Below are 19,378 nucleotides of genomic sequence, written 5' to 3' on the forward strand. Positions count from 1 at the left end.
ATGGCCGGAGCGATTTTTCCCTGGCGTGAAGGCAACCACTTCGAACTGCTGATCGATGGCCCGCAGTTTTTTCCGCGCATGCTGGTGGCGATTGCCCGCGCAGAAGAACAGGTGGAGCTGGAGCTGTATCTGGTGGAGGCGGGCGCTTGCGCCGAAGCCATGGTCCAGGCATTGGTGCAGGCCGCCGAGCGCGGTGTGCGGGTGCGCTGTCTGTTCGATGATTACGGCAGCCTCGCCTTCACCCTGGCCTTGCGCCAGCGACTGATGGCCGCCGGGGTGGAGCTGCGTTTTTACAATCGCCTGAGCTGGCGACGCTGGGTCGGCAACTTCTACCGCGATCACCGCAAGCTGCTGCTGGTGGACCAGAGCCTGGCCGTGGTCGGCGGCACGGGCGTCACCGATGAGTTCTGGACGCCGGGCGAAGACGTCAGCGAATGGCACGAAGTGATGGTGGAAATCACCGGCCCGCTGGTGCTCGATTGGCAGCTGCTGTTCGATCGTCAGTGGATCGCCAACCGCCATCGCCGCGCCTGGCGGCCGGCCTCGCATTTCGGCTTGCCGCGGTTACCCCGTGTACCGTCCAGTGGCGAGGGCATGGGCCGGGTGGCCTATGCCGACGCCCGTCAACACCGGGACATTCTGCAATCGCTGGTGCGCGCCCTGAACAGCGGTCAACGACGAATCTGGCTGGCCACGCCGTATTTTCTGCCGACCTGGAAAGTCCGCCGCTCCCTGCGCCGGGCGGCTGCCCGCGGCGTGGATGTGCGCTTGCTGCTGACCGGCCCGCGTACCGATCACCCCTCCGTGCGCTACGCCGGGCATCGTTACTACCCGCGGCTGCTCAAGGCCGGGGTGAAGATCTACGAATACCAGCCGTGTTTTCTGCACCTGAAAATGGTCCTGATCGACGACTGGGTGAGCATCGGTTCGTGCAACTTCGATCACTGGAACCTACGCTTCAACCTGGAAGCCAACCTGGAAGCACTGGACCCCGGATTGACCCGGTCGGTGGCGGCGAGTTTCGAGCACGACTTCGCCCTGAGCCAGCAAGTCAGCCTGGAAGAATGGAAACGTCGGCCGTTGTGGCGGCGGGTCAAGCAGCGGGTGTGGGGATGGGTGGATCGGGTGGTGGTGAATCTGCTGGATCGGCGCGGTTGATCCCAATCCTTCAAACACCAGAAACCTAATGTGGGAGCGGGCTTGCTCGCGAAAGCGGTCTGTCAGTCGACATCTTCATTGACTGACACTCCGTCTTCGCGAGCAAGCCCGCTCCCACATTTGTATTGCGTTGTTGCCGGGTTTACAGCAACTCAAAACTCTGCTGCGTCACGTCCTCTGAATCCAGGCCGATCTGCACGTTGAACTTGCCCGGCTCCGCCGCGTACTTGAGCTGGGTGTTGTAGAACTTCAGGTCGTCCTCGGTGATGGTGAAGTGCACGACCTTCTGCTCGCCGGCCTTGATCATCACTTTCTGGAAGTTCTTCAGTTCCTTGATCGGGCGGATCATCGAGCCTGCCACGTCCTGGATGTACAACTGCACCACGGTTTCACCGTCGCGCTTGCCAGTGTTTTTCACCGTGACACTGGCGTCGAGCTTGCCGGTCTTGTTCAGCGTGGTCGACGACAGGGCCATGTCGCTCAGGTTGAACTCGGTGTAGCTCAGGCCATAGCCGAACGGGTAGAGGGGGCCTGTGGTGTCATCGAAGTACTGCGAGGTGTAGTTGCCCGGCTTGCCCGGGGTGAACGGCCGGCCAATGGTCAGGTGGTTGTAGTAGGTCGGAATCTGGCCGACCGAACGCGGGATGCTGATCGGCAGTTTGCCCGACGGGTTGTAGTCGCCGAACAGCACATCAGCGATGGCGTTGCCGCCTTCGGTGCCGGTGAACCAGGTTTCGAGGATCGCGTCAGCCTGTTCCTTCTCCTCGAGGATCGTCAGTGGACGACCGTTCATCAACACCAGCACCAGCGGTTTGCCGGTGGCTTTCAGGGCACGGATCAGCTCGCGCTGGTTTTCCGGGATGTTCAGGTCGGTGCGGCTCGACGATTCGTGGGACATGCCACGGGATTCGCCAACGGCGGCAACGACGACATCCGCATCCTTGGCCGCTTTCACCGCTTCGTCGATCAGCACGTTCGCCGGGCGCGGGTCATCCACCACTTCCGGGGCGTCGAAGTTGAGGAAGTTCAGGTAGCCGAGGATTTTCGGGTCGCTGGTGATGTTGGCGCCACGGGCATAGATCAGTGTCGATTTATCGCCCAGGGCGTTGGTCATGCCGTCGAACAGGGTGACGGACTGCGCTGGCCTGCCGGCGGCGGCCCAACTGCCCATCATGTCGATGGGCGCCTTGGCCAGCGGACCGACCAGCGCGATTTTCGCGGTCTTCTTCAGCGGCAGGGTCTCGTTCCGGTTCTTCAGCAACACCTGGCTGCGGCGTGCCACATCACGGGCCTCGGCGCGGTGCAGGCGGCTGTCGGCGTAGGTGTCGACCGGATCGTCCTCGGCCTTGCCGATGCGCAGGTACGGGTCCTTGAACAGGCCCATGTCGTACTTGGCATCGAGCACCGCACGCACGGCGTTGTCGATGTCGCTCTGCTGGATCTCGCCGGACTTCAAGAGCCCTGGCAGCTCTTTGCCGTACAGGGTGTCGTTCATGCTCATGTGGATGCCGGCCTTGATCGCCAGCTTCGCTGCTTCGCGACCGTCGGCGGCAACGCCGTGCTTGATCAGCTCGAAAATCGCCCCGTGGTCGCTCACGGCCAGCCCCTTGAAGCCCCACTCCTTGCGCAGCAGGTCGTTCATCAGCCAGGTGTTGGCGGTGGCCGGCACGCCGTTGATCGAGTTCAGCGCGACCATGACCCCGCCAGCGCCGGCATCGATGGCGGCGCGGTACGGTGGCAGGTAGTCCTGGTACATCTTGACCGGGCTCATGTCGACCACGTTGTAGTCGCGGCCACCCTCGACCGCGCCGTACAGGGCGAAGTGCTTGACGCTGGCCATGATGCTGTCGGCGGCATTGGCGCCAGTACCCTGGAACGCCTTGACCATCACGCCGGCAATGCGCGACACCAGGTAGGTGTCTTCGCCGAAGCCTTCGGAGGTGCGGCCCCAGCGCGGGTCGCGGGAGATGTCGACCATCGGCGCGAAGGTGATGTCGAGGCTGTCAGCCGCGGCTTCCTTGGCGGCGATGCGCCCGGACAGGCCGATGGCATCCATGTCCCAACTCGAGGCCAGGGCCAGCGGGATCGGGAAAATGGTGCGGTGGCCGTGGATCACGTCGTAGGCGAAGAACATCGGGATCTTCAGGCGGCTGCGCATGGCGGCGTCCTGCATCGGCCGGTTTTCCGGACGGGTGATCGAGTTGAACGTACCGCCGATGTTGCCCGCCGCGATTTCCTTGCGGATCATCTCGCGAGGCATTTCCGGGCCGATGCTGATCAGGCGCAACTGGCCGATTTTTTCATCGAGGGTCATTTGCTTCATCAGGTTGCTGACGAAGGCTTCCTTGTTCTCCAGGGGTGCGGGCGTCGTGGCGGCCAATACGTTATGACTGGCCAGGCTGACGAACAGGCCCAGCAAACACAGCTTCTTCATGAATAGTTTTCTCAAGGGCCCAAACGGCGATATGCACGCCGGCCAGCCAAAATTTAGGGAGCGTCTATTGTTGTTCGGGTGCCGGCTCAAAAAACCAGAGCCAAAAAACGACTGCCAGGTGGCGGATGCGTTTTCGCGCAGGGCCTCTTTTTAGCCCATCGGCCCGTTGCAATCCAGAGGCGCGGGCGATTATGCCCCAAGAGCCGGTCCAGAAGGTTTCACGGTCGGTTTTTTCATGAATGTACAAGGGAGCGACATCCTGATGAATGCAAGTCCAACCTACCGCTCGCGTTTGCAGGTCGTCACGCTGCTGATGCTGGCCACGTTGCTGACCGCCTGCGGCATCAACAACATCCCGACCCTCGACGAACAGGCCAAGGCCGCCTGGGGCCAGGTGCAGAACCAGTATCAGCGGCGCGCCGACCTGATTCCCAACCTGGTGGAAACGGTCAAGGGCTACGCAAAACATGAAGAAGAGACACTGACCGCGGTCATTGAGGCCCGGGCCAAGGCCACGTCGATCCAGGTGGATGCCTCGACCCTCGACAACCCGGAAAAACTCAAGCAGTACCAACAGGCCCAGGATCAGCTCAGCGGCGCCCTGAGCCGTTTGATGGTGGTCTCCGAGCGTTATCCGGACCTCAAGGCCAACCAGAACTTCCTCGCCCTGCAATCACAGCTCGAAGGCACCGAGAACCGCATCAGCGTGGCCCGGCGCGATTTCATCCTCGCGGTGCAGAAATACAACACCGAGATCCGCACCTTTCCCGGTCGTCTGTGGCACACGGTGATGTACAGCGACCTGCCGGTGCGTGAGACCTTCGAAGCCACGCCGGGTTCGGAAAAGGCCCCGGAAGTCAAATTCTGACGCAACCCTGTAAGAGCTGCCGCAGGCTGCGATCTTTTGCCGTTGATTTTTTCGCGAGCGCCAAAGGTCAAGGTCAAAAGATCGCAGCCTGCGGCAGCTCCTACAGGCCAGGTTCGGGATGGAAGAGGTAGCCAATGCGCGTGTTGAAAACGGGCCTGATGCTGTTGTTGTGGGTGGTGGCGATCACGGCCCGGGCCGAACTGAGTTTTCCGGCGCTGACCGGGCGCGTGGTCGACAACGCGCAGATGATCGAGCCTGTGGTGCGCGAGCAGCTCAACCAGCAGCTTCAGGCCCATGAACAGGCCACCGGCGAGCAGCTAGTGGTCGTGACGTTGCCGGACTTGCAGGGCACCGACATCGCCGACTTCGGTTACCAGCTCGGCCGCCACTGGGGGATCGGGCAGAAGGACAAGAACAACGGCGCCCTGCTGATCGTCGCCCGGAACGAGCGCCGGTTGCGTATCGAAGTCGGGTATGGCCTGGAGGATCGCCTGACCGATGCTCAGAGTTCAGTGATCATCAACCAGGTCATCACCCCGGCATTCAAGACCGGCAACTTCAGTAAAGGCATCAGTGACGGCGTGGCGGCAATGCTGGTGGTGCTGGGCGGCAACCCCTTGGACGAACCCTCCACGGCGTATGAATCCAGAGGCGATCCGGGGGACGATTTCGTCTCGCGACATCCCGGCTTGCTGGTGTTTTTGGTGATGCTGTTCATCCTGACTGTTTTTGTGTGTCAGATGCTCGGTATCCTTCCCGCCGGCCGGGGCGGCTCCGGAGGATCCGGGGGCGGCTTTGGCGGTGGCGGGTTTGGCGGCGGCGGTGGAGGTGGAGGCTTCAGCGGCGGTGGAGGCAGTTTCGGCGGGGGCGGTTCGTCCGGCGGCTGGTGATAATAAAAATGAGCAGGCATTTCACGACATGGCATTACTGACTGAACACGAACAACGCAAAGTTGCCGAGGCAATCGCCCGGGTCGAGCGCGACACCGACGCAGAACTGGTGACCGTGCTCGCGGCCCGCGCCGACGACTATGCGTACATCCCGTTGCTGTGGGCCAGCCTGCTGGCGCTGCTGGTGCCGGGCATCGTGCATTACCTCACCGGTTGGCTGACCCTGCACAGCCTGCTGCTGGTGCAATGGGCCATCTTCATCGTCCTGTGCCTGGTGTTTCGTCTGCCGAAAGTCACTACCCATCTGATCCCGCGCTCGGTGCGCCACTGGCGCGCCTCGAATCTGGCGCGCCGGCAGTTCCTGGAGCAGAACCTGCACCACACCGAAGGCAGCACCGGTGTTCTGATCTTCGTCTCCGAAGCCGAGCGTTATGTGGAGATTCTGGTGGATGAAGGCATTTCCAGTCGCTTGGACAACAAGAACTGGGAGGCCATCGTCGCCACCTTCACCCAACAGGTGAAGCAGGGGCAGACGTTGCAGGGTTTTGTCAGCTGCGTCGAAGCCTGCGGCGAGCTGCTCAAGGTGCACGTGCCCGTGACTCATATGCGCAATGAACTGCCGAACCGCTTGGTGGTGCTCGGCTAAGTCCTCCCTGGCGTTGTGTAGCGCTCGCCGCTACAACTCCCGCCAATTGTCCGGGTTCGGCCTTGTCGTCAGTATTTCTCTCCAACAGTGGACGCCCAGCGACGGGCGTTCCCGCGAAGAGGGATTCTTATGACAACCCGACAATCGATTGACTCTTTGGCACGTGCAGCCAATGGCGCTGAGGGAAGCAAGCCCAAGGCGAAACTGACGGCGAAAGAAACGCAAATCCTGATGTGGTGTTTCAAGGGCAAAACTTCCTGGGAAATCGCCAGGATCGAGAATTGCACGGAATCTACCGTCAATTTTCACTTCGCCAATATTCGCCGAAAGTTCGACGTCAGCTCACGTACCTGCGCATTGCTCAAAGCGATCGAGTCGGGCGCGATAATCGTGGACTCGGTCGTTGCGCGGGGTGCGCATGAGCCTGACTGATTCGGCCTACAACGGCATCAATGGGCTCATGTTGGGAATGGGCATTGCGACGTTGCCGGTTGTCGATGGCGAAGTACTGTTCGGTGCAATGCTCGGCGCGTGGCTGGTCACGACCACTCGCACCAGCTTCAAGGCCTGGCAGCGTATCGGTTCCTGGATGCTGTCTGCAGGTGTCGGTTACCTCTTTACGCCTGTCGCACATCCGCTGGCGCCTTTTCTGACCGGTGGGGTAACAGCCTTTCTTTGCGCGATGATCGTTATTCCCATCAGCATCAAGCTTATGCAATGGGTCGATGGTGTCGGAATCGGCGAAATCATTCGACACCTGAGAGGACGAAAATGAGGGGGCGTGAACGGGATTGCCTTGATAGCCGGGGCGGGCGTTTCTTGAAGCCATGCAACTTCGAATGACACCGTTCATCAGGTTTCATTCGAAGGTTTGAGTGTTGCCAGGATAGCGGCCATTTCGGAAAGCCTGAGTTCCATATCGCGCAGTCGTTGCTTTTCCTCGAGTGCGTTTTGTATGGCGCCGCGATCGTTTTCGTCGAGCAACCGCCACAGTGCGAGAATGGTGTTTTCCCGTGTCGTGCTTTCCTGACCGGTCTGCGAAGAATCAGTAACTGCTTGTCTCAGAATCGGCCCTTCGCCCAGCAACAGCCAGTCAAGGGATATGCCCCGGGTTTGTGCGATTTCTACGCATAATGAGTAAGGTGTGCTGTCGCGGCCTCGCCAGCTACTAAGGGTTTGTGGACTGATCTGTAGCGCGGAAGATAAAGAAGCATCGGTTTTTGTGCCGGTAACTTGCTTTAGACGAGCCAGAACAGCTTGTGATTTTTTGCTACGCAATTTGAGCCTCTTCCTTTTGACATATGCTTTTTGAGTGCCTAATTTATGCGTAATGAGTACTTTTTTTCTTGTAAGTAATCAATCATCAAAGATGAGTCAGAAGAATACGATGTCGAAACTTCCTAATGGTATCAGGGTGATTTCCTACGAGCATGGCTCGACCCCATTACGCGTCTGCCCGATGCAGTTCCTTATGCCTGGCAGACACCGTTCGCAAGCCCGGAGCGCCGCGATGAACGCCTCAAGCAGTATTGCGTTTGATCAGGTTGATTGCCACCCAATGACCCTCGGGATCCAAGCATGAGTACTTATAAAATGGTGTGCCCGCACTGCTTGAGCCGGATGCGCATCCGCACCAGCGAAGGCCGGCATATTTTCCTGCGGGTGGCGTATCTGCAATGCACGTCGGAAGCTTGCGGTTGGTCCGTACGTGCCGAATTTGAAATGACCCATGAGCTTTCGCCCAGTGGCATGCCCAACCCGGCCGTACGCCTGCCTTGCGCCGGACCCGATTTGCGCCGTGCCTCCCGGCCTGTTGCCGTCAGTCCTGGCACGACAGAAGTGTCGCAGGAGACGTGAGCATGAAGGTCATCGGTGAAAGTGCAGGTCTGAATGAGGAGCTATTGGCTATTGCCCAGGCGTTTCTGGGGCGTCATGAAAGTGAAGGGGGGATCGATGATCAAGTCCTGTTTTGTCGCGCAGTGAAGCATCTGCAGAGTATGGATGTACCGATGTTCCTGGCCGAAAGGCTGGTCAGCCGTGCCTATGGCGTACTCAAGTCGTGCAACGACCGTCGGCGCCTGGACATCGATGCGAGTTCCGAAACGGTCGCCGTGGTGACTGACCCTGCCAATGGCCTGACCTGGGCGGTGCCAGTGGGACTGATCGTCAAACACATCATTAATTCACCGAACAATCGCAAGCTTCGCCTGGTGGAACCCTGAAGCTTCAATGCTTGTATCGAGGTCCTGGGCTACGTGACTGGGACCTGCCACAAAATAACCCCGTGCCCAAAGTCCTCGTCCCCCTTAAAATACCGGCATTCTCTGATTTGTATCGCCTGAGGCCGTTTTTTCATGTCCGTCACCGCCACTCCCGCCAGCCTCGCGCCGGATCATCACGCCCAGTTCATCGAACTGCTGCAAGCCGGCCTCGAGCACAATGCGTTCATCAAACTGGTGCTGGCCAAGTACGCAGGCGATGAAACGGATCTGCAGCGGATCATCATCAAGCCGGTGACGGTCAAGGCGCAGCCTTGCCTGTCTTTCGTCTATCGCTACAAGACCCGCGATATCACCAAGAACCTGCCGCTGGCCGAAGGCGTGGCGAGCATTGCCGGGTTGCTGCCGGCGTCGTTCAAAAATGCGCATTTGTTGTCGTTGACCGACGAAGCCCAGCTCGAATACAGCAAAAAGGGCAAGTCATCGCTGTTCAAGAGCAAACCTCAGCAATTGCGTGAAGTGCCATCGGCCGAGCACAACCGTGAGAAAAACCGGTTCCTGGACTTGAGCCGGCCGTTTCTCGCCGACCTTGGCGTAACCAACAAGCAGCATGAGCTGATCCCGGCGATGTCACGCAAGTGGAAGCAGATCAACAAGTTCATCGAAGTGTTCAGCCATGCACTGACCTCGTCACCCCTGGCGCTGGACAAGCCGGTGCGCGTGGCGGACTTCGGTTCGGGCAAGGGTTACCTGACCTTCGCCATCCACGATTACCTGCGCAACACCTTGAAGGCCGAAGGCGAGGTGACCGGCGTCGAGCTGCGTGAAGACATGGTTACCCTGTGCAACACGGCAGCCGCCAGGCTTGAACACCCCGGCCTGGTGTTCAAGTGCGGTGACGTGCGCAGCGTGGCACCGAGCGAGCTGGACGTGATGATCGCCCTGCATGCCTGCGATATCGCCACTGACTATGCGATCCACACCGGTATCCGTTCCGGCGCGTCGATCATCATGTGCTCGCCGTGCTGCCACAAACAGATCCGCCTGCAAATCCAGAGCCCGGCGCTGCTCAAGCCGATGCTGCAATACGGCTTGCACCTGGGCCAGCAGGCGGAGATGGTCACCGACAGTTTGCGCGCGTTGTTCCTGGAGGCCTGCGGCTACGAGACCAAGGTGTTCGAGTTCATCTCGCTGGACCACACCAACAAGAACAAGATGATCCTGGCGGTCAAGCGCGCCGAGCCGGTGGAACCGGCCCAGCTATTGGCAAAGATTCAGGAGCTGAAGGAGTTCTACCACATCAGCGAGCATTGCCTGGAAACGTTGCTGCGCGCGGACGGCTACCTCTGATTCTGTGGGAGCGGGCTTGCTCGCGAAGGCGTTGGGTCAGTCGATATTGATGTTGAATGTGGCGCCGCATTCGCGAGCAAGCCCGCTCCCACACTGGGTTTGATTGCGGTCCTGCGCCCCAGCATCACCGTCACAATCACCCCACCGGCAAACAGCCAGGTGATCGGCTCCACATGTTCACCGAAGAACAACGCCGAGAAGGCGATGGTGAAGAAGATCTGCAGCAACTGAATCTGGCTGACCCGGGCAATGCCGCCCATGGCCAGGCCGGCGTACCAGGCGAAGAAGCCGATGAACTGCGAAAACAGCGAGACATAACCGAAGGCCCACCAGGTCCTGGCGGAAACCTCGCCCTGGTGTTGTAGTGCCAGATACACCACCGGGCCGATCAACAGCGGCGTCGACAGTACCAGCGCCCAGCAGATCACCTGCCAGCCGCCCATCTCCCTGGCCAGTCGGCCTCCCTCGGCGTAGCCCAGCCCGCCCACGGCAATGGCGCCAAGCATCAGCAGGTCACCGGCCTGGATGCTGCCGGCACCGCTGATCAGCGCATAACCGAGCACCAGCGCACTGCCCAATGCGGCGCAGGCCCAGAACGCTTTCGAAGGCCGTTCATGGGACAGCCATGCGGCGTACAGCGCCACGCACAGTGGCTGCAAACCATTGACCAGCGCACCGTGGGATGCCGGCAAGGTTTGCATGGCCCAGGCCGACAACACCGGGAAACCGAGGATCACCCCGGTCATCACCAGCATCAGGCCTTTTACCTGTTTCCAGGTCGGCCATTTTTCTCGGCGCCAGAGCAACAGCAATGCCGCCGGAACCGCCGCAAACAGCGCCCGGCCCAGGCCGTTGAGCAACGGGTGGAGTTCCTGCACGACGATCCGCGTGAAGGGCAGGGTGAGGCTGAAGATCACAACGCCGAGCAGGCCCAGGACCATGCCGGTGTTTTCGCGCGAGGACATGATGGCAACCAGAATCGTGGGTGATGGGGTAAGGCTCCATATAGCCATAAACCATGGGTTGTCCGCTGTTACAGCTAGGCACAGACTTATCCGTACAGTTTGCGGGCCTCTTCGCGAGCAAGTCGGATCGCCGCACCGCCGCTCCCACATTGGAATGCGTTCCCCTTGTGGGAGCGGGCTTGCTCGCGAAGAACGATAACGCGGTCCATCAGGTAGTAGCCGGTTGTTACCCGCCTTGCCCGATAAGGACTACCTTGAATACTCCTGCACGCCCACTTCCAGAGGAGTCCTCCCCATGGCTGCGAAAAAAATTCTGATGCTGGTTGGTGATTACGTCGAAGACTATGAGGTGATGGTGCCGTTCCAGGCGCTGCTGATGGTCGGTCACACGGTGCACGCCGTTTGCCCGGACAAAACCGCCGGCCAGACCGTGCGCACGGCGATCCATGACTTTGAAGGCGACCAGACCTACAGCGAAAAGCCCGGTCACCTGTTTGCCCTCAACTTCGACTTCGCCAAGGTCAACGCCGCCGATTATGACGCCGTGCTGATTCCGGGCGGTCGTGCGCCAGAGTACCTGCGCCTGAACGAAAAGGTCCTGGAACTGGTGCGCGCATTCGACCAGGCCGGCAAGCCGATCGCCGCCGTGTGCCATGGCGCGCAGTTGCTGGCGGCAGCGGGTATTCTCGAAGGCCGTGAATGCAGCGCTTATCCGGCCTGCGCTCCGGAAGTGCGCCTGGCGGGCGGTACGTATATCGACATTCCGGTGACGGACGGCCATGTTCAAGGCAATCTGGCCACGGCGCCGGCCTGGCCTGCGCACCCGAACTGGCTGGCCGGTTTCCTGGGGTTGCTGGGTACCAAAATCACGCTGTAACGAGGGATATGTCCATGTGCGAGCTGTACGTCAAAGCCGACCCGATTCTCTACGAATCGCGCTCCCGCTCGCTGCGCATCTGCGGGGTGGTCACTACCCTGCGGCTGGAGAATCAGTTCTGGGACATCCTCAGCGAAATCGCCGAGGTCGACGGCATGACCACCAATCAGTTGATCGCCAAGCTGTATGAAGAGGTGATGGACTATCGCGGTGAGGTGGTCAATTTCGCTTCGTTCCTGCGGGTCAGTTGTACGCGGTATCTGAGCCAGCGGCGGACGCAGTCTCCGGAGTTGTCGGTGGTGCGCACGGTGATGAAGTAGCGGCGACCGCATCGCCCCCATCGCGGGCAAGCCCGCTCCCACAGGGATTGTTGGTGTTCACACAATCTGTGTTTCACCTTGAACACTGTGGGAGCGGGCTTGCCCGCGATGGGGCCCGTACAGGCGACAGAAACACCTGGCTGGTCTTTACTGTGAAGCGCGCAACCTCTCAATCGCCAAGGAGAAACAGCATGTCCGGATGGTATGAAGTGAGCAAAAGCAGCAATGGCCAGTTCAGGTTTGTCCTCAAGGCGGCCAACGCCGAGACCATTCTGACCAGCGAGCTGTACACCACCCACGCCGCCGCCGACAAAGGCATCGCCTCGGTCCAGGCCAACAGCCCGCTGGATGAGCGCTACGAGAAGAAAACCACCAAGGACGGCCACCCGTATTTCAACCTCAAGGCTGGTAACCACGAGATCATCGGCAGCAGCGAAACCTATTCCTCCGACGCCGCCATGGAGAAAGGCATCGCCAGCGTGAAGGCCAACGGCCCGACCAAGGTGGTCAAGGACAAGACCTTACCGGTGCTTTGATCACTACTTTCAAATCCAGTACCAATCCCTGTGGGAGCTTGCTCGCGATGACGGTCTGACAGTCAATATCTGTGTTGAATGTAATGGCCTCATCGCGAGCAAGCTCGCTCCCACAGGGGGGTGTTTAACCTGAATTCAACGTAAGGCTTTGAGTAGGCCTTGAAGCTGACTAACCCCCGCCTCACTCAACGGGAACACCGGCAATCGCGGATCCCCTACCTCCAGACCTGTTGCCCGCAAACCCGCCTTGATCGTCGCCGGCAAGCCACCCTTGAGAATGAAGTCCAGCAGCGGCAACTGGCGATAGAACAGCTCGCGGGCCTTGGCCAAATCATTGGCCAGCACCGCTTCATACAAATCCAGGTTGAGCTGCGGGATCAGGTTCGGCGCAGCGGTACACCAGCCTTTTGCGCCAGCGGCAAAGGCCTCCAGGGCCAACGGATTGCAGCCGTTGTAGAACGGCACCTGGCCGTCGCCGAGACGTTGCAGTTGATGCATGCGCTGGATGTCGCCGGTGCTCTCCTTGACCATGGTTACGTTTTCCACGGCCTTGACGATGCGCAGGATCAGGTCCACCGACATGTCGGTGCCGCTGGTGGCCGGGTTGTTGTAGAGCATGATCGGCACGCCGATGCTGTCGCCGATGGCGCGGTAATGGGCAAGGATTTCCGCTTCACTGAGTTTCCAGTAGGACGCGGGCAGCACCATCACCACATCGGCGCCATGGACTTCGGCGAAGCGCGCGCGACGCACCGCTTTGGCGGTGGTCAGGTCGGACACGCTGACGACGGTCGGCACGCGTTTGGCCACGTGCTTGATACTGAATTCGCTGACCTGATCCCACTCCGCGTCGCTCAGGTAGGCACCTTCGCCGGTGCTGCCCAGCGGTGCGATGGCGTGCACGCCGCTCTCGATCAGGCGGTCGATGGAGCGTCCGAGGGCGTCCAGGTCAACGCCTTCGCCATGGGCGGTGAAAGGGGTGATGGTGTAGCCGATGATGCCGTGAATGTTGGCGGTGGACATGGTGTATCTCCGTTCAAAAAGGTCTGGGGTCAGTTCAGGCAATCGGCGTGTTGGCGCAGGCTCTGCCGGGCGTAGTAGTTGAAAGCGGCGGCGTGACGTTTCGGCCGGGCGATCCAGTCATGGGCTTCGCGGCCCAGCGCGGGGATGATCGGCTTGATGGTCCCGGCGCTCATCGCCAACAGTTGCAGCTTCGCGGCACGTTCGATCAGCTGCGCGATGACACAGGCTTCCTCGATGGTGTTGCCGGTGGACAATTGGCCGTGGTGCGAAAGCAGGATCGCCCGTTTGTCGCCCAGTGCCCCGGCAATCAACTCGCCTTCCTCGTTGCCCACCGGCACACCCGGCCAGCCTTCGAGAAACGCGCAATCGTCATAGAGCGGGCAGAGGTCCATGTGGGAAATCTGCAACGGTACTTCCAGCATCGACAAGGCGGCAACGTGGGTCGGATGGGTGTGGATGATGCAGTTCACGTCCGGGCGGGCGCGGTATACCCAACTGTGAAATCGATTGGCCGGGTTGGGCATGCCGTGGCCTTCGAGCACCTCCAGGTCTTCGTTGACCAGCAGCAGGTTGCCCGCGGTGATTTCGTCGAAACCCAGGCCCAGTTGTTGAGTGTAGTAAGTGCCGGGCTGCGGGCCACGGGCGGTGATTTGCCCGGCAAGGCCGGAATCGTGACCGTGCTCGAACAGAATACGGCAGGTCAGGGCCAGCTTTTGCCGGGCGGTCCACGTATTATCCGCCAGGGTATTTTGCATTTGGCTCAGCGCGTGCTTGACCAGTTGCTCTTTGGGCAGTGCTAATGTCTTGGCCATATCGGTGTCCTTTGGGTGATTCAATGGACGTCGGGTTTGCCGCTCACCGGTTCCTCGCAAAGTCGTCGGTGAGTGCAAATGACACTAAAGAGCCTATATGACACATTGTGTCATTGGCAAGGGTAAATCGTTGCCTCCTTGATGGATTAATCGCTCCACATGTCTATCCGTTTGAAATTACTAAGAAAAAAACTTGGCGTGACGTTGGAAGCGCTGGCCGAACAATCCGGCATGACCAAGAGTTACCTGTCGAAAGTCGAGCGCGGGTTGAACACGCCGTCGATTGCGGCAGCGTTGAAACTGGCCAAGGCGCTGAACGTGAAGGTCGAGGAGTTGTTTTCTGAAGACAACGCCGGCCTCGACAGCTACAGCCTGGTGCGCAGCCACGAGCGGCAACCTTTGGGGGCCAGCGGCAACAATCCGGGTTACGCGGTGCTGGCCCATCAGGTCAGTGAACGCAGTCTGCTGCCGTTCATCATTTACCCGCCGGCGGAGTTCACCGACAAAACCTTCAAGGAGCATCTGGGCGAGGAGTTTCTGTTCGTCCACGAGGGGCGGGTGGAAGTGGACTTCATGAACGAGCGCGTGCTGCTTGATCGTGGCGATGCGCTGCACTTCAATGCGCAAAAACCGCACCGGATTCGTTCGGTGGGTGAGGTACAGGCGCAGTTGCTGGTGGTGGTGCATAGCACCGAAGAATGAGTTGACTGTAAAAGCTTCGCGAGCAAGCCCGCTCCCACATGGGATTTGTGAACGACACAGATCCCATGTGGGAGCGGGCTTGCTCGCGAATGCGTCAGATCGGTCAGTACTAAACTTCGACTGGAATCGATAGCTTGGGGCCACCCAACGCATGGCTCTTGGAATCAAAAAACCGCAATTCAACCCCCGTCCCCTCAAACACCTTCGCGTAATGCCGCTTCTGGTGCTGGATGAAGGCCTTGCTGCGCGGGTAAATCGAGATCGCCAGCACCTGCGGTTTCGCCAGGCGCAAGGCGTGGATGATGTGGCTGTCCTGCTCCCCCAGCGCATGGCCGAAGAGGCACAGCGCCTGGCCGTGACCGAGCAATTGCTCGTAGCAGAACGACAGATAGTCCGAACTGCGAATGGTCTTGAGCTTGTCCGCACTCGGCCCTTCGTTGACGAACAGCGGCACGTCGTCGAGGGTCTTGATCGTGTTGTTGATGGCGAAGTTGCCCAGCAACGTGCCCTCGGTCGACATCAGCTTGCGCGCCGTGCCGTCCTGGTTGCGCACCAGGTGCAGACCGCCGTGCAGGTACAGCAAGCGGGTTTTGTCGGTGGCCGTGTCGCTCAGGTCGAAAGCGGGTTCGGCCCCCTGGAACAGATCGGTGATCGCCTCGGGCTGGTGTTGCACCGCCCAGTAGTTGATCAGGTCGTAATTGGTGGTGAACACCGTGCGGTAGCTGGCCAGTTCCTGATTGATCGTCGCCAGTGTCGAAGGCACCACCAGCCGCCACGGGATATGCACCGCATGCACGGTGTTGATCAGCGCTTCCTTGATCGCGTAATAGCGATTGCGCGGGGCGGCGGAGCTGACGGCCAGGGCCTTGTTGACCCGGCTGGTGGTTTTCAACGCGCTCAGTACCTGCTCGAAACTGCGGGTCTGCATCGCGTCGAACACGCTCAGCTCGGACGGGCTCAGGGGTTTTTCTTCAACGGTGCGGGCATTTTCGAACAGCGACTCGTAGCCGAAATCGTCCCATACCGCGCGACTGGCACCGTTGCCCACCAGCAAACCACTGAACGAAGCGCTGCTGCGCAAGACGTTCCAGTCTTCAAGTTGGGCGTCGACATCCTGGAAATCGGTCATTGCGGTCTTCGTCTCACGGCAAAAGGTCTTTGGGCGGCGACTTTATCACGACCGGCTGCCCGACCACGGCACGACGCGGGCGAAGAACGTTATGCTGCGACTTCGCCCGAGCCGACTTCGCCGAGTACCCGATGCTGCAAAAAAGCCTGATCCGCCGTCTCGACCTGATCACTCTGCAACTGTTCGTCGCCGTCCATGAAGAGGGCACGCTGACCCGTGCCGCGTCGCGCGAGGCGATTGCCGTCTCGGCAGCGAGCAAGCGTTTGATGGAGCTGGAGGAGGCGCTGGGCATCAGCCTGTTCGTGCGCCAGGCCAAGGGCATGTCCCTGACACCGGCGGGTGAAACCCTGCTGCACCATGCCCGGCAGATGCTGTTCAACGTCGAGAAAATGGGCCTCGAACTGGGCGAACACAGCCACGGGGTGCGTGGCTATGTGCGGATGCTCGCCAACCTGTCGGCGATCATTCAGTTTTTGCCCGAGGACCTGCGGGATTTTTCCGAGCGTCACCCACAGGTCAAGACCGACCTCGAAGAACGCCCCAGCGCCGGGGTGATTCAGGGCGTGCTCGACGGGGTGGCCGACCTCGGCATCTGTTCCATCGACAGCGACATCAAGGGCCTGCACAGCGTGTTGTATCGCCAGGACAAACTGATGGTGTTGATGCCGCCGCACCATCCCTTGGCGAGCCGGTCGAGCGTGGCGTTCGCCGATACGCTGGGCAGCGATTACGTTGGGTTGCATGCCGCCAGTTCGATCAACATGCGTACCCATGCAGCGGCCCGCGAAGCCGGCAAGGTATTGCGGGTGCGCATTCATGTACCGGGGTTCGATGCCATGTGCCGCATGGTCCAGGCCAACATGGGGATCGGCATCCTTCCGCAGCGGGCCTATGAATTGTTTGGCCGAGCGCTGGGGTTGCACGCGGTGCCGTTGACGGACGAATGGTCCGATCGGGCGCTGATTCTGGTGGTGCGCGATGAGGCGCTGCTATCGCCGGTGAGCCGGATGTTGTTTGAGCATTTGCGTGGGATGAATTGATTCCCCCGATGGAAGCCCCCCTGTAGGAGCTGCCGCAGGCTGCGATCTTTTGACTTTATTTTGTACAAGCAAGATCAAAAGATCGCAGCCTGCGGCAGCTCCTACGGGTGATGAATCGTCAGGCGTTCGCGTTTCGCGAACGCCCGTTGCCAACTGAAGGTTGGATTCATCAGGCATCAGTCCTCTAGCCTTGGCTCATATTCCAAGAACAAGAGGTACCCCGCGATGACTGCCCCCCTGAGTGCAATCAAGGTGATCGAGATCGGCACGCTGATCGCCGCGCCGTTCGCCGCGCGCATGCTGGCCGAGTTCGGCGCCGAGGTGATCAAGATCGAAGCCATGGGGCAGGGCGATCCCCTGCGCAAATGGCGCAAGCTGCACGAAGGCACCTCGCTGTGGTGGTACCTGCAATCGCGCAACAAGAAGTCCCTGGCGCTGAACCTCAAATCCCCCGAAGGCATCGAACTGGTCAAGCAATTGGCAACCAGCGCCGATGTGCTGATCGAAAACCTGCGCCCCGGCGCCCTGGAGAAACTCGGCCTTGGCTGGGACGTGTTGCACGCCCTCAACCCCAACCTGACCCTGGTGCGGATTTCCGGTTACGGCCAGACCGGCCCGTACCGCGATCGTCCGGGTTTCGGTGCCATAGGCGAGGCCATGGGCGGGATTCGCTACACCACCGGCACCCCCGGTTCGCCGCCGGCGCGGGTCGGCGTGAGCCTCGGCGATTCCCTGGCTTCGCTGCACGCGGTGATTGGTGCGCTGATGTCATTGCTGCGGGTCAAGACCGGGCAGGGCGGCGGGCAGATCGTCGATGTGTCCCTGGCCGAAAGCGTGTTCAACGTCATGGAAAGCCTGGTGCCGGAATACGACATGCTCGGCCATGTGCGTGAACGCAGCGGCGGCGCCTTGCCGGGGATCGCACCGTCCAACACCTATTTGACCGCCGACGGCGCCTACGTGGTGATTGCCGGCAACAGCGATCCGATCTACAAGCGCCTGATGCACACCATCGGCCGCCCGGATCTGGCCGAGGCGCCGGAATTCGCCCACAACGACGGGCGTGCTGCAAAAAGCAATCAGCTTGACGCGGCCATCACGCACTGGACCAGCAGCCTGCCCATCGGCGAGGTGCTGGCCGCGCTGGAAGCCGCCGAAGTCCCGGCCGGGCGCATCTACTCGGTGGCGGACATCGTCGCCGATCCGCACTATCAGGCGCGGGACATGCTGCTCAATGCCGAACTGCCCGGTGGCGCCACGGTGAAAATGCCAGGCATCGTGCCGAAACTCTCCGAGACACCCGGCGGCGTGAACTGGTCCGGCCCCGGGCTGGGCCAGCACACCGACGGCATCCTCGCGCAGTTGGGCCTCACCGCGATGGACATCGAACGCCTGAAAGTCGAAGGAGTGGTGCAATGATCACCGATTATTCCGACAGCCTGATCGTGCAGGAAGTGTCCCCGCGCGACGGTCTGCAAATCGAGCCGACCTGGGTTGAGACCCACGACAAGATTGCCCTGATCGATCAACTGTCGCTGGCCGGATTCAGCCGCATCGAAGCCGGTTCGTTCGTGTCGCCCAAGGCCATTCCGGCGCTGCGCGATGGCGAGCTGGTGTTCAAGGGCATTACCCGGCAGCCGGGGGTGATCTATGTCGCCTTGATCCCCAACCTCAAGGGTGCGCAACGGGCGTTGGCGTGCAGTGCCGATGAGCTGAACCTGGTGATGTCCGCCAGCCAGACCCACAACCTGGCGAACATGCGCATGCGTTGTGAAGATTCATTGGCAGCGTTCGGCGAGATCGTGCGGTTCGTTGGCGAAAGCCCGGTGCGTCTCAATGGCAGTATCGCCACCACCTTCGGCTGCCCGTTCGAGGGCAAGATCGATGAGGACCGCGTCCTGCAAATCGTCGAGGCCTATCAGGAGCTCGGCATCCGGGGCATCACCCTGGCTGACACCACGGGCATGGCCAATCCGCGCCAGGTCGAGCGACTGGTGCGTCGGGTGCTGCAGCGGGTGGCTCCGGCGGATTTGACCCTGCATTTCCACAACACCCGTGGCCTCGGTCTGTGCAATGTGCTGGCCGCCTACGAGGCCGGTGCCCGACGTTTCGACGCCGCATTGGGTGGTCTCGGCGGCTGCCCGTTTGCACCGGGAGCCTCGGGCAACATCTGTACAGAAGACCTGGTGAACCTGTGCGATGAAGTCGGCATTCACACCGGCATCGATTTGCCGCTGCTGCTGAAACTGTCCCGAGGACTGCCGGCGCTGCTCGGCCACGAAGTACCGGGGCAACTGGCCAAGGCCGGGCGCAATTGTGACCTGCACCCGATCCCCACCTGACACCACACCCCCCTGTGGGAGCGAGCTTGCTCGCGATGACTGAGTCAAAGTCAACATCAATGTTGGC

General features: G+C 60.6%; 22 protein-coding genes. 16 read left to right on the top strand and 6 right to left on the bottom strand.

Annotation, left to right across the window (positions count from 1 at the left end; translation table 11 throughout):
• Entirely contained in the window at positions 1 to 1,158 is a 1,158-nt protein-coding gene (locus tag PMI26_RS09340; RefSeq protein WP_007976729.1) for a phospholipase D-like domain-containing protein, read from the top strand.
• Between the two features lie 142 nt (positions 1,159 to 1,300).
• Here PMI26_RS09340 and bglX read toward each other — a convergent pair whose 3' ends face one another.
• Positions 1,301 to 3,592, bottom strand: a complete 2,292-nt coding sequence (gene bglX, locus PMI26_RS09335) for a beta-glucosidase BglX (RefSeq protein WP_007976732.1) — start codon at positions 3,590 to 3,592, stop codon at positions 1,301 to 1,303.
• A gap of 262 nt (positions 3,593 to 3,854) precedes the next feature.
• Between bglX and PMI26_RS09330 the strand changes: the two genes are divergently transcribed.
• The 5 genes from PMI26_RS09330 (at position 3,855) to PMI26_RS09310 (ending at position 6,771) form a co-directional block, all read left to right on the top strand.
• Positions 3,855 to 4,460 (top strand): LemA family protein, encoded by a 606-nt coding sequence (locus tag PMI26_RS09330; RefSeq protein WP_007976733.1) that lies wholly within the window; start codon positions 3,855 to 3,857, stop codon positions 4,458 to 4,460.
• Positions 4,461 to 4,594: 134 nt separating this feature from the next.
• The gene (locus PMI26_RS09325; RefSeq protein WP_007976735.1) at positions 4,595 to 5,350 is read left to right on the top strand and encodes a TPM domain-containing protein; all 756 of its coding nucleotides are present in this window, start codon (positions 4,595 to 4,597) and stop codon (positions 5,348 to 5,350) included.
• A 28-nt stretch (positions 5,351 to 5,378) separates the two neighbouring features.
• Positions 5,379 to 5,996 (top strand): TPM domain-containing protein, encoded by a 618-nt coding sequence (locus PMI26_RS09320; protein ID WP_007976737.1) that lies wholly within the window; start codon positions 5,379 to 5,381, stop codon positions 5,994 to 5,996.
• Positions 5,997 to 6,125: 129 nt separating this feature from the next.
• Entirely contained in the window at positions 6,126 to 6,428 is a 303-nt protein-coding gene (locus tag PMI26_RS09315; protein WP_007976739.1) for a helix-turn-helix domain-containing protein, read from the top strand.
• Positions 6,415 to 6,771: a putative holin gene (locus PMI26_RS09310; RefSeq protein WP_007976740.1), complete on the top strand. Its 357-nt coding sequence runs from the start codon at positions 6,415 to 6,417 to the stop codon at positions 6,769 to 6,771. Before PMI26_RS09315 ends, PMI26_RS09310 begins: the two co-directional genes overlap by 14 nt.
• A gap of 77 nt (positions 6,772 to 6,848) precedes the next feature.
• Here the strand turns inward: PMI26_RS09310 and PMI26_RS30800 are convergent, their stop codons facing one another.
• Positions 6,849 to 7,274 (bottom strand): helix-turn-helix domain-containing protein, encoded by a 426-nt coding sequence (locus tag PMI26_RS30800; RefSeq protein ID WP_081500998.1) that lies wholly within the window; start codon positions 7,272 to 7,274, stop codon positions 6,849 to 6,851.
• A gap of 300 nt (positions 7,275 to 7,574) precedes the next feature.
• On the opposite strand from PMI26_RS30800, the gene PMI26_RS09305 reads away from it, so the two are divergent.
• From PMI26_RS09305 to PMI26_RS09295, 3 genes are all read left to right on the top strand, one after another.
• Positions 7,575 to 7,853, top strand: coding sequence for an ogr/Delta-like zinc finger family protein (locus PMI26_RS09305; protein WP_007976743.1), 279 nt, complete (start codon positions 7,575 to 7,577; stop codon positions 7,851 to 7,853).
• A gap of 2 nt (positions 7,854 to 7,855) precedes the next feature.
• Entirely contained in the window at positions 7,856 to 8,218 is a 363-nt protein-coding gene (locus PMI26_RS09300; RefSeq protein WP_007976745.1) for a hypothetical protein, read from the top strand.
• A 132-nt stretch (positions 8,219 to 8,350) separates the two neighbouring features.
• Positions 8,351 to 9,565, top strand: coding sequence for a class I SAM-dependent methyltransferase (locus PMI26_RS09295; RefSeq protein ID WP_007976747.1), 1,215 nt, complete (start codon positions 8,351 to 8,353; stop codon positions 9,563 to 9,565).
• Here PMI26_RS09295 and PMI26_RS09290 read toward each other — a convergent pair.
• Positions 9,556 to 10,530, bottom strand: coding sequence for a DMT family transporter (locus PMI26_RS09290; RefSeq protein ID WP_007976748.1), 975 nt, complete (start codon positions 10,528 to 10,530; stop codon positions 9,556 to 9,558). The two genes, PMI26_RS09295 and PMI26_RS09290, sit on opposite strands and share 10 nt — an antisense overlap.
• Before the next feature lie 295 nt (positions 10,531 to 10,825).
• Between PMI26_RS09290 and PMI26_RS09285 the strand changes: the two genes are divergently transcribed.
• The 3 genes from PMI26_RS09285 (at position 10,826) to PMI26_RS09275 (ending at position 12,263) form a co-directional block, all read left to right on the top strand.
• Positions 10,826 to 11,407 carry a DJ-1/PfpI family protein gene (locus PMI26_RS09285; protein WP_007976750.1) on the top strand — a complete coding sequence of 194 codons (582 nt, stop codon included), beginning with the start codon at positions 10,826 to 10,828 and terminating at the stop codon, positions 11,405 to 11,407.
• Between the two features lie 14 nt (positions 11,408 to 11,421).
• Positions 11,422 to 11,727 (top strand): ribbon-helix-helix domain-containing protein, encoded by a 306-nt coding sequence (locus PMI26_RS09280; RefSeq protein WP_007976752.1) that lies wholly within the window; start codon positions 11,422 to 11,424, stop codon positions 11,725 to 11,727.
• Between the two features lie 191 nt (positions 11,728 to 11,918).
• A complete protein-coding gene (locus tag PMI26_RS09275; RefSeq protein ID WP_007976754.1) occupies positions 11,919 to 12,263 on the top strand; it encodes a YegP family protein in 345 nt (114 codons plus the stop codon).
• A 135-nt stretch (positions 12,264 to 12,398) separates the two neighbouring features.
• Here PMI26_RS09275 and PMI26_RS09270 read toward each other — a convergent pair whose 3' ends face one another.
• Positions 12,399 to 13,286: a dihydrodipicolinate synthase family protein gene (locus PMI26_RS09270; RefSeq protein WP_007976756.1), complete on the bottom strand. Its 888-nt coding sequence runs from the start codon at positions 13,284 to 13,286 to the stop codon at positions 12,399 to 12,401.
• Between the two features lie 29 nt (positions 13,287 to 13,315).
• On the bottom strand, positions 13,316 to 14,098 hold the full coding sequence (locus tag PMI26_RS09265; protein WP_007976758.1) for an aldolase: 783 nt from the start codon (positions 14,096 to 14,098) through the stop codon (positions 13,316 to 13,318).
• Positions 14,099 to 14,257: 159 nt separating this feature from the next.
• Here PMI26_RS09265 and PMI26_RS09260 point away from each other — a divergent pair, with 159 nt between their 5' ends.
• Positions 14,258 to 14,800, top strand: a complete 543-nt coding sequence (locus PMI26_RS09260) for a helix-turn-helix domain-containing protein (RefSeq protein ID WP_007976760.1) — start codon at positions 14,258 to 14,260, stop codon at positions 14,798 to 14,800.
• A gap of 109 nt (positions 14,801 to 14,909) precedes the next feature.
• Here the strand turns inward: PMI26_RS09260 and PMI26_RS09255 are convergent, their stop codons facing one another.
• Positions 14,910 to 15,929, bottom strand: coding sequence for a DUF4917 family protein (locus tag PMI26_RS09255; protein ID WP_007976762.1), 1,020 nt, complete (start codon positions 15,927 to 15,929; stop codon positions 14,910 to 14,912).
• 131 nt (positions 15,930 to 16,060) lie between these two features.
• Between PMI26_RS09255 and PMI26_RS09250 the strand changes: the two genes are divergently transcribed.
• The 3 genes from PMI26_RS09250 (at position 16,061) to PMI26_RS09240 (ending at position 19,311) form a co-directional block, all read left to right on the top strand.
• Positions 16,061 to 16,969 (top strand): LysR family transcriptional regulator, encoded by a 909-nt coding sequence (locus tag PMI26_RS09250; protein WP_007976764.1) that lies wholly within the window; start codon positions 16,061 to 16,063, stop codon positions 16,967 to 16,969.
• Positions 16,970 to 17,194: 225 nt separating this feature from the next.
• Positions 17,195 to 18,388 (top strand): CaiB/BaiF CoA transferase family protein, encoded by a 1,194-nt coding sequence (locus tag PMI26_RS09245; protein ID WP_007976766.1) that lies wholly within the window; start codon positions 17,195 to 17,197, stop codon positions 18,386 to 18,388.
• Entirely contained in the window at positions 18,385 to 19,311 is a 927-nt protein-coding gene (locus tag PMI26_RS09240) for a hydroxymethylglutaryl-CoA lyase (protein ID WP_007976768.1), read from the top strand. Before PMI26_RS09245 ends, PMI26_RS09240 begins: the two co-directional genes overlap by 4 nt.
• Positions 19,312 to 19,378 lie beyond the last annotated feature (67 nt).

Source organism: Pseudomonas sp. GM33 (genome assembly GCF_000282295.1).
Taxonomy (GTDB): Bacteria; Pseudomonadota; Gammaproteobacteria; order Pseudomonadales; family Pseudomonadaceae; genus Aquipseudomonas; species Aquipseudomonas laurylsulfatiphila.

Bases quoted from the DNA above. Each gene is read 5' to 3' on its own strand.
- PMI26_RS09340 (WP_007976729.1), top strand. From the start codon at position 1: ATGGCCGGAGCGATTTTTCCCTGGCGTGAAGGCAACCACTTCGAACTG.
- bglX (WP_007976732.1), bottom strand. From the start codon at position 3,592: ATGAAGAAGCTGTGTTTGCTGGGCCTGTTCGTCAGCCTGGCCAGTCAT.
- PMI26_RS09330 (WP_007976733.1), top strand. From the start codon at position 3,855: ATGAATGCAAGTCCAACCTACCGCTCGCGTTTGCAGGTCGTCACGCTG.
- PMI26_RS09325 (WP_007976735.1), top strand. From the start codon at position 4,595: ATGCGCGTGTTGAAAACGGGCCTGATGCTGTTGTTGTGGGTGGTGGCG.
- PMI26_RS09320 (WP_007976737.1), top strand. From the start codon at position 5,379: ATGGCATTACTGACTGAACACGAACAACGCAAAGTTGCCGAGGCAATC.
- PMI26_RS09315 (WP_007976739.1), top strand. From the start codon at position 6,126: ATGACAACCCGACAATCGATTGACTCTTTGGCACGTGCAGCCAATGGC.
- PMI26_RS09310 (WP_007976740.1), top strand. From the start codon at position 6,415: ATGAGCCTGACTGATTCGGCCTACAACGGCATCAATGGGCTCATGTTG.
- PMI26_RS09305 (WP_007976743.1), top strand. From the start codon at position 7,575: ATGAGTACTTATAAAATGGTGTGCCCGCACTGCTTGAGCCGGATGCGC.
- PMI26_RS09300 (WP_007976745.1), top strand. From the start codon at position 7,856: ATGAAGGTCATCGGTGAAAGTGCAGGTCTGAATGAGGAGCTATTGGCT.
- PMI26_RS09295 (WP_007976747.1), top strand. From the start codon at position 8,351: ATGTCCGTCACCGCCACTCCCGCCAGCCTCGCGCCGGATCATCACGCC.
- PMI26_RS09290 (WP_007976748.1), bottom strand. From the start codon at position 10,530: ATGTCCTCGCGCGAAAACACCGGCATGGTCCTGGGCCTGCTCGGCGTT.
- PMI26_RS09285 (WP_007976750.1), top strand. From the start codon at position 10,826: ATGGCTGCGAAAAAAATTCTGATGCTGGTTGGTGATTACGTCGAAGAC.
- PMI26_RS09280 (WP_007976752.1), top strand. From the start codon at position 11,422: ATGTGCGAGCTGTACGTCAAAGCCGACCCGATTCTCTACGAATCGCGC.
- PMI26_RS09275 (WP_007976754.1), top strand. From the start codon at position 11,919: ATGTCCGGATGGTATGAAGTGAGCAAAAGCAGCAATGGCCAGTTCAGG.
- PMI26_RS09270 (WP_007976756.1), bottom strand. From the start codon at position 13,286: ATGTCCACCGCCAACATTCACGGCATCATCGGCTACACCATCACCCCT.
- PMI26_RS09265 (WP_007976758.1), bottom strand. From the start codon at position 14,098: ATGGCCAAGACATTAGCACTGCCCAAAGAGCAACTGGTCAAGCACGCG.
- PMI26_RS09260 (WP_007976760.1), top strand. From the start codon at position 14,258: ATGTCTATCCGTTTGAAATTACTAAGAAAAAAACTTGGCGTGACGTTG.
- PMI26_RS09255 (WP_007976762.1), bottom strand. From the start codon at position 15,929: ATGACCGATTTCCAGGATGTCGACGCCCAACTTGAAGACTGGAACGTC.
- PMI26_RS09250 (WP_007976764.1), top strand. From the start codon at position 16,061: ATGCTGCAAAAAAGCCTGATCCGCCGTCTCGACCTGATCACTCTGCAA.
- PMI26_RS09245 (WP_007976766.1), top strand. From the start codon at position 17,195: ATGACTGCCCCCCTGAGTGCAATCAAGGTGATCGAGATCGGCACGCTG.
- PMI26_RS09240 (WP_007976768.1), top strand. From the start codon at position 18,385: ATGATCACCGATTATTCCGACAGCCTGATCGTGCAGGAAGTGTCCCCG.